Annotated in this window: 10 protein-coding genes and 1 pseudogene; 9 read left to right on the forward strand and 2 right to left on the reverse strand. The window is 66.4% G+C overall.

Annotated elements, in window-relative coordinates:
• Nucleotides 1-1167: 1167 nt before the first annotated feature.
• A pseudogene (locus tag ACY65G_RS05130) lies at nucleotides 1168-1353 on the forward strand (hypothetical protein); the annotation flags it as partial.
• Here ACY65G_RS05130 and ACY65G_RS05135 read toward each other — a convergent pair.
• Nucleotides 1301-1912 (reverse strand): M23 family metallopeptidase, encoded by a 612-nt coding sequence (locus ACY65G_RS05135; RefSeq protein WP_464996278.1) that lies wholly within the window; start codon nucleotides 1910-1912, stop codon nucleotides 1301-1303. The pseudogene ACY65G_RS05130 and the gene ACY65G_RS05135 sit on opposite strands and share 53 nt — an antisense overlap.
• A gap of 284 nt (nucleotides 1913-2196) precedes the next feature.
• Here ACY65G_RS05135 and ACY65G_RS05140 point away from each other — a divergent pair, with 284 nt between their 5' ends.
• Nucleotides 2197-2670, forward strand: a complete 474-nt coding sequence (locus ACY65G_RS05140; RefSeq protein ID WP_464996279.1) for a type II secretion system protein — start codon at nucleotides 2197-2199, stop codon at nucleotides 2668-2670.
• Between the two features lie 100 nt (nucleotides 2671-2770).
• Here the strand turns inward: ACY65G_RS05140 and ACY65G_RS05145 are convergent, their stop codons facing one another.
• On the reverse strand, nucleotides 2771-3568 hold the full coding sequence (locus ACY65G_RS05145; protein ID WP_464996280.1) for an FRG domain-containing protein: 798 nt from the start codon (nucleotides 3566-3568) through the stop codon (nucleotides 2771-2773).
• A 204-nt stretch (nucleotides 3569-3772) separates the two neighbouring features.
• Here ACY65G_RS05145 and ACY65G_RS05150 point away from each other — a divergent pair, with 204 nt between their 5' ends.
• The 7 genes from ACY65G_RS05150 (at nucleotide 3773) to ACY65G_RS05180 (ending at nucleotide 16259) form a co-directional block, all read left to right on the forward strand.
• Nucleotides 3773-5338: an MBOAT family O-acyltransferase gene (locus ACY65G_RS05150; RefSeq protein WP_464996281.1), complete on the forward strand. Its 1566-nt coding sequence runs from the start codon at nucleotides 3773-3775 to the stop codon at nucleotides 5336-5338.
• 47 nt (nucleotides 5339-5385) lie between these two features.
• Complete coding sequence (locus ACY65G_RS05155) at nucleotides 5386-6684, forward strand: hypothetical protein (protein ID WP_464996282.1); 1299 nt, start codon at nucleotides 5386-5388, stop codon at nucleotides 6682-6684.
• Between the two features lie 485 nt (nucleotides 6685-7169).
• Nucleotides 7170-7829 (forward strand): PEP-CTERM sorting domain-containing protein, encoded by a 660-nt coding sequence (locus ACY65G_RS05160; protein ID WP_464996471.1) that lies wholly within the window; start codon nucleotides 7170-7172, stop codon nucleotides 7827-7829.
• Nucleotides 7830-8194: 365 nt separating this feature from the next.
• Nucleotides 8195-11110, forward strand: a complete 2916-nt coding sequence (locus ACY65G_RS05165; protein ID WP_464996283.1) for a TonB-dependent receptor — start codon at nucleotides 8195-8197, stop codon at nucleotides 11108-11110.
• An 11-nt stretch (nucleotides 11111-11121) separates the two neighbouring features.
• Complete coding sequence (locus ACY65G_RS05170) at nucleotides 11122-12741, forward strand: family 43 glycosylhydrolase (RefSeq protein ID WP_464996284.1); 1620 nt, start codon at nucleotides 11122-11124, stop codon at nucleotides 12739-12741.
• A gap of 352 nt (nucleotides 12742-13093) precedes the next feature.
• Complete coding sequence (locus tag ACY65G_RS05175; protein ID WP_464996285.1) at nucleotides 13094-15118, forward strand: S8 family serine peptidase; 2025 nt, start codon at nucleotides 13094-13096, stop codon at nucleotides 15116-15118.
• A gap of 1 nt (nucleotide 15119) precedes the next feature.
• Nucleotides 15120-16259 (forward strand): ComEC/Rec2 family competence protein, encoded by a 1140-nt coding sequence (locus ACY65G_RS05180; RefSeq protein WP_464996286.1) that lies wholly within the window; start codon nucleotides 15120-15122, stop codon nucleotides 16257-16259.
• Nucleotides 16260-16281: the final 22 nt, after the last annotated feature.

A 16281-nucleotide genomic window follows, 5' to 3' on the forward strand; every position in this document is an offset into this window, starting at 1 on the left:
ACGCATCCAGGATGCGGTAACGTCCGCGCGGGAACGCCGCCTCGCGCCGCGTGTGTTGCTGGCCACGCGCGACGTTGGCGCCTCGGTAGTGTGCCGGGGGCATGGCGCGTAGCCATCATCAAAATGCATCCGCTTGTGAATCCGAAAGCACTGAATTCGTACCAGTCTCAACCGTCGTTGACAACCCAGTTGCACCTCACTAGAGTCGTATTGCCGAGCCACACAAGGCGAATGTTTACATCGAGCTGGCGACCCCAGCATTGCTTGTTCAACATAAAGGTTCACAACGTGAAATTTCCACCCCGTTTTGCTTTCGCACCAGCTGTTCTGGTTTGCTGCCTGACCGCCCCCATTGCCCACGCGGCAGGAAATTACTGGGACCTTGGTTACGGCCTGACGGTTTCGGGTTCATCGGCCGACGGCAGCGTGATCGGCGCTTATGTCCCGAACGGGTCGTATTACATGTGGACCGCCGCCACCGGCGTGACCTCCATCGGCGGGACATGGGAAGGCGGCGTGGCCAGCGTGTCGGCTGACGGCACACGCATTTCCGGCTCCGCCAATGGCGGCGACGGGCTGAATTACGCGGGCTACTACTCGGTCGGCACCGGCCAGTGGACGACACTGGGCGGCATTGGCGGCATCTCCGGGACATCGGCCAGCTCCGGCTGGAACATCTCCGGCGATGGCAAGACCGTGGTTGGCCTGGGGTGGGTGAACGGCGGCACGGCCCATGCCATCGCGTCCACTCCCGGCGGCACCATGAGCGACCTTGGCTCGATCGGGGGCTCGTCACGCGCCAACGGCGTGTCGTACGACGGCAGCATCATCGCCGGCTGGGTCGAGCAGCCGAACGGGCAATGGACCGGTGCCTACTGGGAGAACGGCACCTTGCACAACATGGTCGACGATCAGGGCAATGCAATGCAGGAAGCGGGGGCGGTATCGGCCGATGGCCGGTGGATCGTGGGCGATGGCCTCTTCAGCCAGACATGGCGTTACAACACCCTTACTCATGAGACAGAGTGGCTGGGCGACCTGGACGCGACGGCAGATTTCCAGGGGGCGACAGGCATCTCGGCCGATGGCCAGATCATCGTGGGCTACGACCGGGGCTTCGGTCCCGCCGTCTTCGGTCGAGGCACCATCTGGATCGAAGGGCAAGGCATGCTCGATTTCACCGATTACGTCACCAGCCACGGGATAGATCTCGACGGTCGCACGCTGGCATTGCCGCTTGGCGTGTCGGCCGATGGACGAACGTTCTATGGCATGGACAGCACCGGCAGCGGCTTTGTCGTCACGGTGTCAGCGGTCCCGGAGCCGGCCACTTACGCGATGATGGCCGGGGGTCTGGCGCTGCTGGCTGCACGCCGGCGCGTGCGTCGCGGTTCGGCGAAGCGCGCAGCAATGGATAGGGATTGATCGCCCCGCCAACGTCATAGACGCCATAGTGCAGATGGGGCGGCGTGCCTTTGGCATTGCCGGTATTGCCGACGTATCCCAGCACCCGCCCAGGCACGATGCGCATGCCCGCCTCCACGTCCGAGTAGCCATCGAGGTGGGCATAGTAATGACGCTGGCCCCCGGGCCCGACGACCCACACCACCAGGCCGCCCAGCCGGTTCGTGCCGACCTGTGCGACGATGCCCTCGGTGGTGGACAGCACGGGTGTACCGCGCTTCGCAAAGATATCGATCCCCTCGTGCTTGCGGCCGCCACTGCGCGCGCTGTTCCAGGTGTCGCGCAGTGCACGCACGGACACGCCCTCCACAGGCACCGGCAGCGCTTGCGGCTTGGGCATCGCCGCCAGCCGCATCGGATACAGGGCGCGCTCGATGGCGGGTTCCAGGAAGTGATACCCCGCAAGGAGGATTGCGGCGACCGCGAGGGCCTTCAGAAACGTGCGCATGTGGCGTTTATCTGGTCGGAATACCGGGCAGATGGGGACGGCACAGCGCATTCCCAGGCCGTTCACCAGACCCGGCTGTTCCAAAATTGCTGAAACCGGAAAAATATCCGGGGCCGAAGCATTCCCCGTGCAGAGGGCGGGCTACAATGGATTTCATTACCGCATAGAAACTTTCAGTTCGCAATGCTGATAATGAAGACGGCGGATCTTGCCGGACGCGCTCCCGGCGCCTGCTGCGCTCCCCGGGCCATCGAATGCAAGCTGTTTTCGTTCGGGAAAACGCCATGGACGTCCCGCGGTGCCAACTGTCGCCCAGCCAGGCCGGCTTTACCCTGGTCGAGCTGATTGCCGTCATCGTCATCCTGGGCATCCTCGCAGCCACGGCATTACCGAAGTTCGTCGGCCTGGGCAGTGACGCCCGCAAGGCCGCGCTCGGTGCGGCGCGTGGTTCGCTGGAAGCCGTGAAGACCGTGGCGCATGGGCAGTCGCTGATCGTCGGTTCCCTGACAGCCCCGGTCGGGGTCGAGCGCTTCAGCGTGGCCATGGTCAACGGGTATCCGTCTTCCGGCGTGGCCACCGCCGCCGCAGCCGGCCTTTCTGCCGCCGACTGGACCATCACGGCCAGCGGCCGGAACCTGGTCGTTTCGCCGAAGAGCGCCGTCTCCAGGGCGACCTGCAACGTCACCTATTCCGAGGCGAGCGCCGACGGAGCGGTCATCACTCCGCCAACGCTGGTCGTCGTGGACAACGGCTGCTGATGACCGCCATCGCTTGCCAGCCCCCCTGCCCACGGGAATCTGCCTCCGGATCCAGCTTGTCTGAACGGCATCGGCGGCAGGCACCGGTCTTCCGGAAACGTCAGAGGTCGCCGTGCACCCCGCTGCCCGCCACCCCCGGCCATTCCATCTCCAGCTCCATGCCGATCGACTTCGCCAACCCGTCCAGGTCGGGGAACAGCGTCGCGTTGGTGATGTTCATGCGGTACAGCGACTTCATCGCTTCCTCGCGCATGCCGATCGGCAGCACGATCTTTTTCAGCACGGTGCCGCTGCCGGCGTAATGGCGCAGGATGTCGTCGAGCGGCTTGTCGAGCATGCCCGGCACGACCAGCGTGCCCGATTGGGCCACCAGGCGACGGTCCATCTCGGTCGGTTCGCCGGTCCAGATGATCGCGTTGGTATTCGGCAGGAACAGCCGGGCGAAATTGCCCGGCAGGCGCGGGTCGATGGCGTTGCGGTCCATCGCCGGCTGGCTTTCCGGCGTGGCGCTCCACAGCCGCGGGGTGTCCAGCGCATAGACCGCGGCATCCTGCGTGGCACGCTCCAGCGCGAAGAACGCCGCCACGAACGGCGACTTGGTGAAGTCCAGCAGCCGCGTGGGCGCGCCGTGGTGCTGCATCAGCGCGAGGCAGCGCAGCACGTTGTCCAGCACGCCAGGGTTGTCGAGGTAGTTGTGGGCCTTGCGGCGGAAGATGCGGATCGCCCGTTCTTCGCGCAGGCGCCAGCTGGCCTGGTCCGGCACGTAGGCGGCCAGGTAGCGCGACAGCGATGTCTGCAGCGGCCAGTGCGCGTCCTGCTGGCCGCGGAAGGCCCAGCCGTCCAGCGCCGAGGACAGGGCGACGAATTCATTCCAGGCAGGGACGTGGATTTCTTCCATCGGCATTTTTCTCATTGGGCGGTGCGGCGAGTTTATCGCAGCGCGCAAACCGGCTGCGGACGGCAGCGGCAGGGGAGCGCGTCTCGCGCAGGCAACGAACCGGCCGCTGGAACGGATCGACAATCAATAATGATTAGCAACCAATAAGTTGCCGAAGTTATAATTCCCAGGCGCCGGCCCCGCGTTCCCCGAGGAAGAAGATCGATGCTGTTCAACTCCCACGCATTCCTGTTCGGCTTCCTGCCCGTGGTGCTGCTGGCGTATTTCGCCGCCGCCCGGCGCGGCCGTGAATACGGCAACCTGGTGCTGGCCCTGGCATCGCTGTTCTTCTACGCATGGTGGGATGCGCGCTACCTGCCCCTGCTGCTGGCGTCCATCGCCGGCAATTACGCCTGTTCGCTGCAAATCCGTGCCGCGCATGGCACCGCGCGGCAGCGCTGGCTGGTCGCCGCGCTGGCCGGCAACCTCGCACTGCTGACCTGGTACAAGTATGCGGGCTTCTTCGCCGCCGGCGTGGCGCAGGCCACCGGCTGGAACCTGCCGGCGCTGCATATCGTGCTGCCGATCGGGATCTCGTTCTTCACGTTTACGCAGATCGCCTTCCTCGTCGACACGGCGCGCGGGCATGTCAGCGAAAGCCGTTTCCTGCACTACCTGCTGTTCGTCACCTACTTCCCGCACCTGATCGCCGGCCCCGTGCTGCACCACGGCGAGATGATGCCGCAGTTCGCCGACGACAGGAACCGCTGGCCGCGCGCGGAGAACTTCTCGGTGGGCGCGACGATCTTCTTCATCGGCCTGGGCAAGAAGGTGCTCATCGCCGACAACCTGGCGCCTTATGCGAACGTGCTGTTCGCCGAGCCGCAGGACGTGTCGCTGCTCGTGGCCTGGGGCGGCGTACTGGCTTACGCGTTCCAGCTGTATTTCGACTTTTCCGGCTATTCCGACATGGCGATCGGCCTTTCGCGGCTGTTCGGCGTGCAGTTGCCGCTGAACTTCGCGTCGCCCTACAAGGCCACGTCGATCATGGAATTCTGGCGCCGCTGGCACATGACGCTGTCGCGCTTCCTGCGCGACTACCTGTACATCCCGCTGGGCGGCAATCGCAAGGGTCCAGCGCGCCGCTCGGCCAACCTGATGGCGACGATGCTGCTGGGTGGGCTGTGGCACGGCGCGGGCTGGAATTTCATCATCTGGGGCGGCCTGCATGGCGCGTACCTCGTGGTGGGCCAGGCCTGGCGTGGCTTCGCGCAGCGCAGGGGCTGGCGCGGCGGCATGGCCGGCGCGCTTGCCGGCTGGGCGCTGACGTTCGCCGCCGTCTGCGTGGCCTGGGTGTTCTTCCGCGCGCCGGACCTGGATACGGCGCTGGCGATCCTGGCCGGCATGCTCGGTGGCCACGGCGTGCAGTTGCCGGCGACCCTCGGCGCGCATTTCGGCGGCCTGAAAGCGGCGCTCGACGGCATCGGCGTCGGCTGGTACCAGGGCGGTACCGCGCGCTTCATCGAGACATGGGCCTGGGTGACGGCGGCAGGCGCCATCGCATTCACGATGCCGAACACGCAGCAGATCATGCACCGCTTCGCTGCCGCACGCCGTTCGGCCGACGAGGTGGCCAATGAGGCAGCCGATACCGTGGCGGCCCGGTCACAGCCGGCAATGCGGCTGGCGTGGCGGCCGGCGCGCCGCCACGCGGTGCTGGTCGGCGCACTCGCGGTGCTGGGTGTGCTGTCGCTGAACCGGCCCACCGATTTCCTCTACTTCCAGTTCTGAGCATCGTCCCATGAATGCGCCCATGAATGCCCCCCGTGAATGCTCCGATGGATGCCCCAACGAATACCGGCGCCACCGCGCATCGCCACTACCTGCGCTGGCTGCTGGGCACGATCGCCGGCACCAGCGCCGCCGTGGCCGGGTTCGTGCTGCTGGTCGACCCCTACGGTCTGTATGCATTGGCCGATATCCCGGCCTTCAACCGCGTGAAGCCGCCGGTGGAGCGCTACCGCAACGAGATCCGGCTGGCCCGGGCCGACCGCTTCGCACCCGCCATCGTCATCGCCGGCAATTCGCGCATGGAAGTGGGCGTCGATCCCGAGGGCCCGCATCTGGCCGGCCGGAACGCCTTCAACCTGGCGCTGGCCGGCACCAGCACGGAAAAAGCGATCGGCCAGTTGCGCCACCTGGCAGCACGCGGCCATCCGCCGCAACGCGTGATCGCCGGCATGGAATTCGTCGATGCGCTGACGAACCGTCCCGTGCATCCCGCCACCGTGGTGCCGCCACTGCCGGCCGAACCGGCCGGGTGGCGCGCACACACGTGGCGCGCCGACGCACTGTACTCGTTCGCATCGCTGAAGGACGCCGTGACGACCGTGGCGATCCAGCACCAGCCCCGGGCCGCCATGGCCACGATGCGCGGGTTCAATCCGCTGCTGCAGTATCACCAGGCGGCAGCCACGGAAGGCTATGCGGCGCTGTTCAGCCAGCGCGCCGCCGAGAGCACGCGCAAGCTTGCCGCCACGGCCGAAGGCGGCCTGCATGCCGCCGCCGTACATGCCCAGGTCGCGGCATTGGTCGATGCGGCCGCCCGCGCCAAGCCGGACGTGACCATCGACCTCGTCATCTACCCCTACCACGCGCAGTTGCTGGCCCTGTTCGAAGAGGCGAATCTGTGGCCCCGCTTCGAGGCATGGAAGGAAATCCTCGTCGAGGAGGCGGAAGCGGGCCGGCGGCGCCATCCCGGGGCCCGTATCGCCGTGCATGATTTTTCCGGCTACGGCGCGATCCAGTGCGAGGCGATACCCGCGCCAGGCAGCACGGCGCGCACCCGCTGGTATTGGGAGGCGGGCCACTTCAAGCCGGCGCTGGGCGACGTCATCGTGGCCCGCGTGCTGGGAGAGACGGACGACCGCATGCCGGCTGGATTCGGCTTTCCGCTTGCACGAGGCACGCTGGGCGCGAACCGCGAGCGCATTGCCGCCGAGCGTGCCGGCTGCATGGCACGGCAGGCCGACGTGTTCGACAGCGTTGCGCGCGACGTGCAGCGCGAACTGGCCCGGCGCGGGATCCGGGCGCCGGCCGACCGGCATGCCGGCCTCGGCCCCGCGCTGCGCGAATAAACTTTGTTCGGTACGCCATGTCGAAATGCGCGGTGCCGGAATACATGATGCCGGCTGATTATCGCCCCCTTCCGTGCCAACAATAACGCCATGACGGCGGTCCACCTGTCATTCGATCGCGCGCATCAGGATCGAAGATCAAATAAAGTTATTCAAACCCTGGCAGCAAGGCTGAATAGTCAAATAAACCAACAGCCGGAAGCAAGCGCGAATAACCAAATAAACATATTACCGCACCACGTCTCGATGCCGACCCGATCGACTTCTTTCCCGCGCCCACCCTCATCGCGCCGGCTTTTTGGACGAGCCGGGCCTCGACGATAAATTACCAAATACTACGCACGATTAAAAATCATTTATTTTAATATTCTTCTAATTTTTTATTGCAGAGACAACTCGGCCGGGTTTATATTGGTTTCACTTCAATACTGAAGTGGTCCATGAAGTCTTCCTCAACCAAAAGTGAACGGAGTCTCATCGTGCAAATGCTGTCCCTCTCTGTCAAAACCGCCATCGCATCCGCTGCACTGCTTGCCGCAACTGCAGCACACGCCGAACTCACCACGTATACGTCACAGGCTGCCTACCTGGCAGCTGTCGGCACCACGGGCGTGGATAATTATGATGACCTCGCTATCGAGGGCTATGACGGCCCCCTTATCCGCGAAGCGGGCAGCTTCGGCTACTCTGCGGAAGTCGGTCCCGAGAGCCCGGTCTTCTACGGTGCCAGCGACGACGATGCCGATTACTGGCTGAGCACGAACAACCGTTCTGATACGATCACGTTCAGCGATTTCACCGGCGGCAGCATCGCCGGCGCCGGCGGCTTTTTCTTCGGCTCCGATATCGCAGGCTTTTCCGCTTCCGTCGACTCGATCACGATTTCCGCCACGGACAGCACCGGCGCCACGCTGACGTACACGATCACCGACCCATTCACGAGTTCCTTCGTGGGCTTCGTATCGAGCGCCGAGATCACCTCGCTGTCGGTCACGGTCGGCGACCAGCCCGGCTTCTGGCCTACCGTGAACGACCTGCATCTGTCGGTGTCGGCCGTACCGGAACCGTCGACCTACGGCATGATGCTGGGCGGCCTGGGACTGCTGGGCTTTGCGGCGCGGCGCAAGGCGCGCAAGGCCGCCTGACCCCTCGCTGCATCGCAAAGCAAGCGGCCTCAGGGCCGCTTTTTTTTTGGCCGCGAGCTTCTGCAATCCACCATCCGGCCTGACCACTCGTTGCAAAAACACGTCACTGGTCTGACAGAATTTCATCCGGCCCGACCAGATTGTTTACTTACAAACTTTATTCGCATGCAAGCTCTGCGTCTTTTAGGCGCACTTTGAGCGAAGTTAGCGTCAAAGAATCATCAGGTTATCGTTTTCCTCGAACCTATACGTTTTTGTTATTTGTATAAGCAAACAAGCTCCGCAATGATGTATCCCGCACGCACCTCGCACGGTGCGAGCCATCAGGCGTTAGAGATCCGAAACAAATAGAACAGGAGACTTGGATGCACAGCAGCAAAACCGCATTGAAACTGACCGCGATCGCCACGGCCGTGCTGGCAATGAGCCACGCCAGCGCACAGGCACAGTCGGCCGAAGCACCGGCCGAAACGCAGACTGTCGTGGTGACCGGCCTGCGCGCGTCGCTCGAAAGCGCGCTCAATGCCAAGCGCACCGAGAACAGCATCGTCGACGTCGTGAAAGCCGAGGATATCGGCAAGTTCCCGGACACGAACCTGGCCGAATCGCTGCAGCGCGTGCCCGGCGTGGCGATCGACCGCGACGCCGGCGAAGGCCGCAGCATCACCGTGCGCGGCCTGGGCCAGGATTTCACGCGCGTGCGCATCAACGGCATCGAGGCGCTGGCCACCACGGGCGGCAGCGACAACAGCGGCGGCACCAATCGCGGCCGCGGCTTCGACTTCAACGTGTTCGCGTCCGAACTGTTCTCCTCGCTTACGGTGCGCAAGAGTTCTTCCGCCGAGGTGGAGGAAGGCTCGCTGGGCGCCACCGTCGACCTGCAGACGATGCGCCCGTTCGACCTGTCCAAGCGGGGCTTCAACGCCACCGCGATGCTGAAGGGCCGCTATAACGACCTGTCCGAGAAGTCCGACCCGCGCGGCGCGTTCATGTTCTCGGATACGTTCAATAACAACACCATGGGCTACCTGGTCTCCGTGGCGTGGGGCAAGCGCAACCTGTACGAGGACGGCTTCTCCACGGGACGCTGGGACAACGGGCCTTCCGTCGGCGGATGGTGCGCGCCGATGGGCGTGGGCACGTCGACGTCGACGACCTGCGGCACGACCGCGCCGGGCTTCCCCACTTCGCAGCGGCTGCCCGGCACGCCGGAGAACATCGCCGCGTACAACGCCGCCAGCAACGCCGCCAACTACCACCCGCGCTTCCCGCGCTATGGCCGCATGGTGCACGAACAGGAGCGCCTGGGCGTGACCGGCTCGTTCGAATGGAAACCGCAGCGCGGCACCCGCCTGTCGCTGGACCTGCTGTATGCCGATCTCAATGCCACCCGCGAAGAAAACTACATCGAAGGCTTCTCGTTCTCGCGCAACCTGAGCTCCGGCGGCAAGCCGCAAACCTCCGTCGTCGACGTGCAGTACGACGCGCTGGGCCGCATGACCTACGGCGTCTTCAATGGCGTGGACATCCGCTCCGAGTCGCGCTACGACGAGATGCAGACGAAGTTCTTCCAGCCCACGCTGAACCTGTCGCACCAGATCAACGAGGACCTGCGCCTGACCGCCGCGCTGGGCCATGCGAAATCGAAATTCGAGAACCCGATCCAGACCACCGTCACGCTCGACGCGCCGAACGTGAACGGCTACACGGTCGACTTCCGGAACGGCCGCCTGCCGGTCATCACCTACCCGTTCGACGTCACCAAGGCCGGCGTGCTGGGCATCTACGGCGTGGCGAACGGCGCGACCACGGCGGCCAATGCGCTGCCGAGCGAGATCCGCATCCGCCCGGCGGGCACGGACAACACCAACGACGTGTTCAGCTCCGACCTGGCCTGGCGTGCCTCCGACACGTGGACGTTCAAGGGCGGCGTGAACCTGAAGCGCTACAAGTTCAACACGTGGGAATCCCGCCGCGCCAACACGGCCGAATCCATCTACAGCCTGCCGGCAGGCACCGACATCGCCGGCCTGACGACGCTGCTGTCGGGCTTCGGCCCCGGCCAGGACATGCCGGCTGGCAACGCCACCGGCTGGGTCATGCCGAACATCCAGGCCATCACGGCGGCCTACGATGCCTACTGCAACTGCCTGAAGTCCGGCCCGGCCGGCGGCCCGGGCGACTTCACGCTGACCTCGCTGTCCAACACGAGCGCACGCGGCAACAACCGGGCGATCACCGAGCGCGACAACGGCGTGTACCTGCAGGGCGATTTCGACACCGAACTGTGGGGCTACGGCGTGCGCGGCAATATCGGCGGCCGCTACGTGAAGACCAAGCTGACCGCCACCGGCTATGTGGCTTCCGGCGGCGGCACCCCGGTCACGGTGGAAAACGAGTACAACGACTTCCTGCCATCCTTCAACGTGGCCACCAACGTGACGCCGGAATTCCTGGTGCGCCTGGCCGCGGCCAAGGTCATGTCGCGCCCGCCGCTGGGCAACCTGAATCCGGGCGGCACCGTCAGCACCGTGGGCGCGCTGGGCATCTCGTCGGGCAACCCGCTGCTCGAACCGTTCCGCGCCAAGACCTTCGATGCCTCATTCGAGTATTACTTCCCGAACAAGGCCTTCGTCGGCCTGGGCCTGTTCCAGAAGAACATCGCCAGCTACGTGCAGGGCGTGCGCGAATCGATGCCGTATAACCAGACCGGCCTGCCGCTGTCGCTGCTGCCGGCGAACTTCACCGGCACCGAATCGTTCGACGTGACGAGCTTCCGCAACACCCCGGGCGGCAAGCTGCGCGGCTTCGAGCTGAATTACCAGCAGCCGTTCACGTTCCTGCCGGCGTGGGGCCGCAACTTCGGCCTGATCGCCAACTACACGAAGGTGTCGTCGAAGATCGACTACATCATCTCGGCCACCACCGCCAACAGCGGCACCGTGCGCAACGAGCTGGTGAACCTGTCGCCGAAATCGTGGAATACCACGCTGTACTACGATGACGGCAAGTTCAGCGCCCGCCTGACCGGCGCCTACCGTTCGGCCTACCTGCAGACCGTACCGGCGCAGAACAACAACGACGTGGCGGGCAAGAACGAAACGACGAACGTCGACCTGTCGCTGTCGTACAAGCTCAACGACAAGGTCGAATTCACGTTCGAGGGCGTCAACCTCACGAACGAGTCGAGCGACCAGTACGTGGGCAGCGTGCGCAACAGCGTGAACGTGCTGAACGTCACGGGCCGCGAGTACCTGCTCGGCGTGCGCTACAAGTTCTGAACGGGGCCACGATGGTTACGCGACGCGATGCGATGAAATCCGCGGGCCTCGGCTCGCTGCTGCTGGGAGCCGGCGCGCCGGCCTCCGCGGCAGCGGCCGCCACCTGCGCCAGCGCCGCTGCTCCCGCATGGGGCACCGGCTTCGAAGGCCAGCGCAAGCCCGACCTGGGCAACGGCACCTTTCTGAACCCGGTCGTGGCGGGCGACCGCCCCGACCCGTCGATCCTGAAGGACGGCGACGACTACTACATGACGTTTTCCACCTTCGATGCCTATCCGGGCCTCGTGATCTGGCATTCGAAGGACCTCGTCAACTGGCGGCCCGTGACGGCCACGCTGCACCGGAACATCGGTTCCGTGTGGGCGCCGGAACTGTGCAAGCACAAGGGCCGCTACTACCTGTACATCCCCACCAAGAAGACGGCGGTGCCGGGTTCGAAGACCACGTCGTGGGTGATCTGGGCGGACAGGATCGAAGGGCCGTGGTCCGACCCGATCGACCTGGACCTGCCGCGCCACATCGACCCCGGCCACGCCGTGGGCGAAGACGGCTCGCGCTGGCTGTTCCTGTCCGGCGTGGACCGCGTGCGGCTGGCCGACGATGGCCTGTCCACGGTCGGCAAGCCGGAAAAGGTGTATGAACCGTGGCGCTACCCGGACGACTGGGAAGTGGAAGCGTTCTCGCCGGAAGGCCCGAAGGTGCTGCGTCACAACGGCTACTACTACCTGATCCTGGCGGTGGGCGGCACGTCCGGCCCGCCGACGGGCCACATGGTCATCGCCGCACGCTCGAAATCGATCAACGGGCCGTGGGAACACCACCCGCGCAACCCGCTGGTGCGCACGACGGACGTGGCCGAAAAATGGTGGTCGCGCGGCCATGCCACGCTCGTGCAGGGGCCGGCCGGCGACTGGTGGAGTGTCTACCACGGCTACGAGAACGGCTTCTGGACGCTGGGTCGGCAATGCCTGCTGGCGCCCGTCACGTGGTCCGACGACGGCTGGTTCGACTTCGGCGGCGGCGACCTGTCGCAGCCGATCCGCAAGCCGGCCAAGGGTGTCGCCAGCGGGCAGCATGGCATGCCGTTGTCGGACGATTTTTCGACCGACAAGTACGGCATCCAGTGGAACTTCTTCAATCCCGCACCGGACGAAGCGAAACGGCTGGCCCGGCGCGACGGTACGCTGCACCTGAAGGCCAGCGGCAAGATGCCATCGGACTCGTCGCCGCTGGTGTTCGTGGTGCCGGACCAGGATTACGAGGTGGAATGCGAGATCGAAGTGGATCCCGGTACGCGCGCCGGCCTGCTGCTGTTCTATGACCACAAGCTGTATTGCGGCATGGGCTTCGAGGAAAAGAACCTCGTGCTGCACCGCTACGGCACCGAGCACGGCCAGCCGGCCAACCCGTTCGGCAAGCGCGTGTTCCTGCGCATCCGCAACCGCAAGCACGTGGTCAGCATCCACCTGTCGGGCGACGGCAAGACATGGCAGCGCGGGCCGCGCGGCTACGAAGTCTCCGGCTACCACCATAACGTGCGCGGCGGGTTCATGTCGCTGAAACCCGCGCTGTACGCGGCCGGCACCGGCGAAGCCCGCTTCCGCAACTTCCGGTACCGCGCTTTCGGCTGACACGCTCTGCAACCCGCCCCGGCGCAAGGGCGCACCTGATCGGTTCGTGTCCCCGTGCCTGGCAGCGCTGCTGCAGCCGGGCGACACGGGCTGAAGCACTACTTCTTCGTGCCGAGCTCGTGTCCCGGTGCCTGGCACGGAGACACGCTGGTACGGAGGCACCGAGACACGGACTCAGCCGCTGCTTCTTCGCGTCGAGCTCATGTCCCTGTGCCTGGCAGCCCGACTATAGGCGGGCAACACGGACTCGAGTACATACCGGCTTTTAATTGTTTACTCTTCGTGGTCAAGCGTGACTACAATGTTGGTACTCCCCTCCCCCTGACATGCCCATCGCACCGTGGAGGTGCCAATGCAGCAGCCTTCGCTGTCTCCGCTGACGCCGCTCGCACGCGATCTTGCGTACATGCTCGTCTATGCGGGCTGCGACCCCGAGCCGGGCCGCTTCACGAGCGACCTGCCGGTCGCCGCGGACGTGTGGCTGCACTACGCGGCCGAGCTGCGCTTCGACGGCGCCGCGTCGCTGCTGCTCACGCCGCACAGCAACGTCGACCCGGCCGCCCTGCGGCAGGCAATTGCCCGCTGCCACGCCGACCAACGGACGGGCGACGAGCCACCCGCCATCGCATCGAACGATTCCCACCTGCTGGCGCGGCTCGACTTCTTTTCCCTGCTGCGCCTGCTGCCGCTGACGGCGTGGTGGCAGCGCAACATCGACCGGGTCGCGCGGCGCAATGCCGTGAGCGCCGTCCTGCGCGCCGATAGCACGGCGCAGGCACTGGGCCGGCAGGTGCTGGAACACCTGCAGTCGGTCGAGACGATCGGCCGCTTCAAGAACGTGGGCCGGCTGGTGGTGGACGAGGTCCACGGCGCCGGTCGTGACGCCGACGCCGATGCGGGGCATGGCGCGCTGGTCCGGCTCGTCAACGTGGCGGCACTGTACGTGGGCCTTGGCCTGCTCGGCGTCACGCGCGACAGTATCGGCGAACCCGCCCTGCAGGCGCGTATCCGCAACGCCAGCCGCGCAGTGCTGCGGGTGCTGGCCGGCTGCTGCGATGCCGGCTCCCCGGCGCCGCCGGGCGCCGTGCCGCCGCTGTGGCACATCGCCCGCAACCGCCCGGCACGACATGCGATCGCCAGGAGCCGGCTCACGGTGAAGGCCGATGCGGCGGGCCGCGTGTTCGACACGGGCGGGCGCGGCGTGCGCTGGGCCATCGTGGACTCCGGCATCGATGCGGGCCACCCGGCCTTTGCCGGCGACGACCCGCCGGCAGTCGCTTCGGCCGGCGCTTCGGCCGGCGCCTTGGCCGATGAGCGGCGCGACCCGCGCCGTTCGCGCATCGTGCGCACCCTCGACTTCACGCGCCTGGCCGGCCTGACCGCCGGCACGCTGCCGAAAGCCGTCATGGCCCGTCTCGGCAGGCAGCCCGGCGGCACGGCCCTGCTCGACCGTGCCGCCCGCCTCGGCCGCGACCTGGCAGCGGGCCGCATGCTGGACTGGTCGCTGCTCGAACCCCTGCTCGCGCTGTCCCATGAACCAGGTGGCTACGAAGCGCCCGTCGACAGCCACGGCACCCACGTGGCCGGCATCCTCGGTGCCGGCTGGTATGGCCGGCACTACACGGAACGCGGCCTGCCCCTGCCCGGCGAGCTGGCGGACGGCACCGACCTCCTGGGCGTATGCCCGGCCATCGAGCTGCTCGACCTGCGCGTGTTCGACGACGATGGCAACGCCGACGAATTCACGATCCTCGCCGCCCTCCAGTATGTGCGCTACCTGAACGGCAGCCGCGACCGGCAATACGTGCACGGCGTGAACATCAGCCTGTCGCTGCACCACGCCGTGCGCAGCTACGGCTGCGGCAGCACGCCCGTGTGCCTGGAGTGCAACCGGCTGGTGGGCAGCGGCGTCGTGGTGGTGGCCGCCGCGGGCAATTTCGGCTTCGACGACGCGTATGCCCACACCAGCATGGGCGGCGCCTACCGGGGCCAGAGCCTGACGGATCCGGGCAACGCGCAGGCCGTGATCACCGTGGGCGCCACGCACCGCGCCGATCCGCACCTGTACGGCGTGTCGTATTTCTCCAGCCGCGGCCCGACCGGCGACGGCCGCGCCAAGCCGGACCTGGTGGCGCCCGGCGAAAAGATCACGTCCACGGTCCCGCAAGGAAAAACGGCCACGATGGACGGCACGAGCATGGCCGCGCCGCACGTATCGGGCGTGGCGGCGCTGCTGCTGGCGCGCCACCCGGAACTGATGGGCCACCCCGACCGCGTAAAGGACATCCTGCGCCGCTCGGCCAGCGACCTGGGCCGCGAGCCGTCGTTCCAGGGGTGCGGCCTGGTCGACGCGCTGCGCGCCCTGCAGGCGGTATGACATGCCGGCACGGGCGACATCGATCTTTTCGCTCGAAGCGCTCGACGCGGGCGAAGGCGATGCGCTGATCCTGCACTATGGCAACAAGGCCGCGCCCCGCCATGTGCTGATCGACGGCGGCCCGCGGGCCACGTGGCAGCGTACGCTGCGCCCGCGGCTCGCGCAGATCGCCGAACGGCTGGGGCAATGGCCGCTGGAGTTGCGCCATATCCTCGTCTCGCACCTGGACAGCGACCATATCGGCGGGGTGCTGGCGCTGGCCGAAAGCCTCGGCGCCGAAGAGTGCCCGGCCCAGTGCGACCGCTTCTGGCTCAACACCTTCGACCGCGACCTGCTGGCGCACCTGCCGCAGCCTGCCCGCGCCGGGCTCGCCGCGCTCAATGGCGGTTCCCGCCCGGCCAGCCTGGGGGCCATCGAAGCAAGCGTGCGGCAGGGCCAGGACCTGCTGGCACAGATCGAGCGCCTGCACGCGGCATGCAACGGCGGCGCGGCATCGCTGGTTGCCGACGGCGGCCCGGCGATGCTGCCGCTCGACCTGGGCGTGCTCGACGTGCAGCTCGTTTGCCCGAACGTGGCGCATCTGCGCAAGCTGTCCATCGAGTGGGAGCGCAAGGTCGTCAAGGACGAAGCCGCCACGGCCGCTTACGTGGACAGGTCCGTGTTCAACCTGTCGAGCCTGGTGCTCGTGGTGACGGCGCGCGGCTCGCACGGCCGGCGTGTGCGCATGCTGCTGACGGGCGACGCGCGCGGCGATCACGTGCTGGCCGGGCTTGAAGAGGCGGGCATGATGGATGCGGATGGCCGGGTCGACTTCGACCTGCTGAAAGTGCCGCACCACGGCAGCGACCGCAACCTGGAACCGGCATTCTTCGAGCGGGTGCAGGCACGGCACTACGTGATCTCGGCCGATGGCAGGCACGATAACCCGTCGACCGACACGCTGGTGTGGATCGCCGCTGCAGCCCGCAAGCGCGGCTGGCGGCTCTGGCTGACGAACCGCAGCAACCCGCTGCGTCCGGCGCTGGCCGCCAACATCGCCGCCGCGCTGAAACAGGCGCCGAAACTGAAGACGCACCTGCGCATCCGCAAGGGCGGCGCGCCGGGCGTCATGGTGGACCTGCTCGCGAAGGTCGACTACTGAGCGCGGGCCGGGCTACGCCGAT

Source organism: Pseudoduganella sp. jia 12 (genome assembly GCF_055502675.1).

Coding starts and splice junctions, on each gene's coding strand:
- ACY65G_RS05135 (WP_464996278.1), bottom strand. CDS start 1,912: ATGCGCACGTTTCTGAAGGCCCTCGCGGTCGCCGCAATCCTCCTTGCG.
- ACY65G_RS05165 (WP_464996283.1), top strand. CDS start 8,195: ATGCACAGCAGCAAAACCGCATTGAAACTGACCGCGATCGCCACGGCC.
- ACY65G_RS05155 (WP_464996282.1), top strand. CDS start 5,386: ATGGATGCCCCAACGAATACCGGCGCCACCGCGCATCGCCACTACCTG.
- ACY65G_RS05175 (WP_464996285.1), top strand. CDS start 13,094: ATGCAGCAGCCTTCGCTGTCTCCGCTGACGCCGCTCGCACGCGATCTT.
- ACY65G_RS05170 (WP_464996284.1), top strand. CDS start 11,122: ATGGTTACGCGACGCGATGCGATGAAATCCGCGGGCCTCGGCTCGCTG.
- ACY65G_RS05145 (WP_464996280.1), bottom strand. CDS start 3,568: ATGGAAGAAATCCACGTCCCTGCCTGGAATGAATTCGTCGCCCTGTCC.
- ACY65G_RS05160 (WP_464996471.1), top strand. CDS start 7,170: ATGCTGTCCCTCTCTGTCAAAACCGCCATCGCATCCGCTGCACTGCTT.
- ACY65G_RS05140 (WP_464996279.1), top strand. CDS start 2,197: ATGGACGTCCCGCGGTGCCAACTGTCGCCCAGCCAGGCCGGCTTTACC.
- ACY65G_RS05180 (WP_464996286.1), top strand. CDS start 15,120: ATGCCGGCACGGGCGACATCGATCTTTTCGCTCGAAGCGCTCGACGCG.
- ACY65G_RS05150 (WP_464996281.1), top strand. CDS start 3,773: ATGCTGTTCAACTCCCACGCATTCCTGTTCGGCTTCCTGCCCGTGGTG.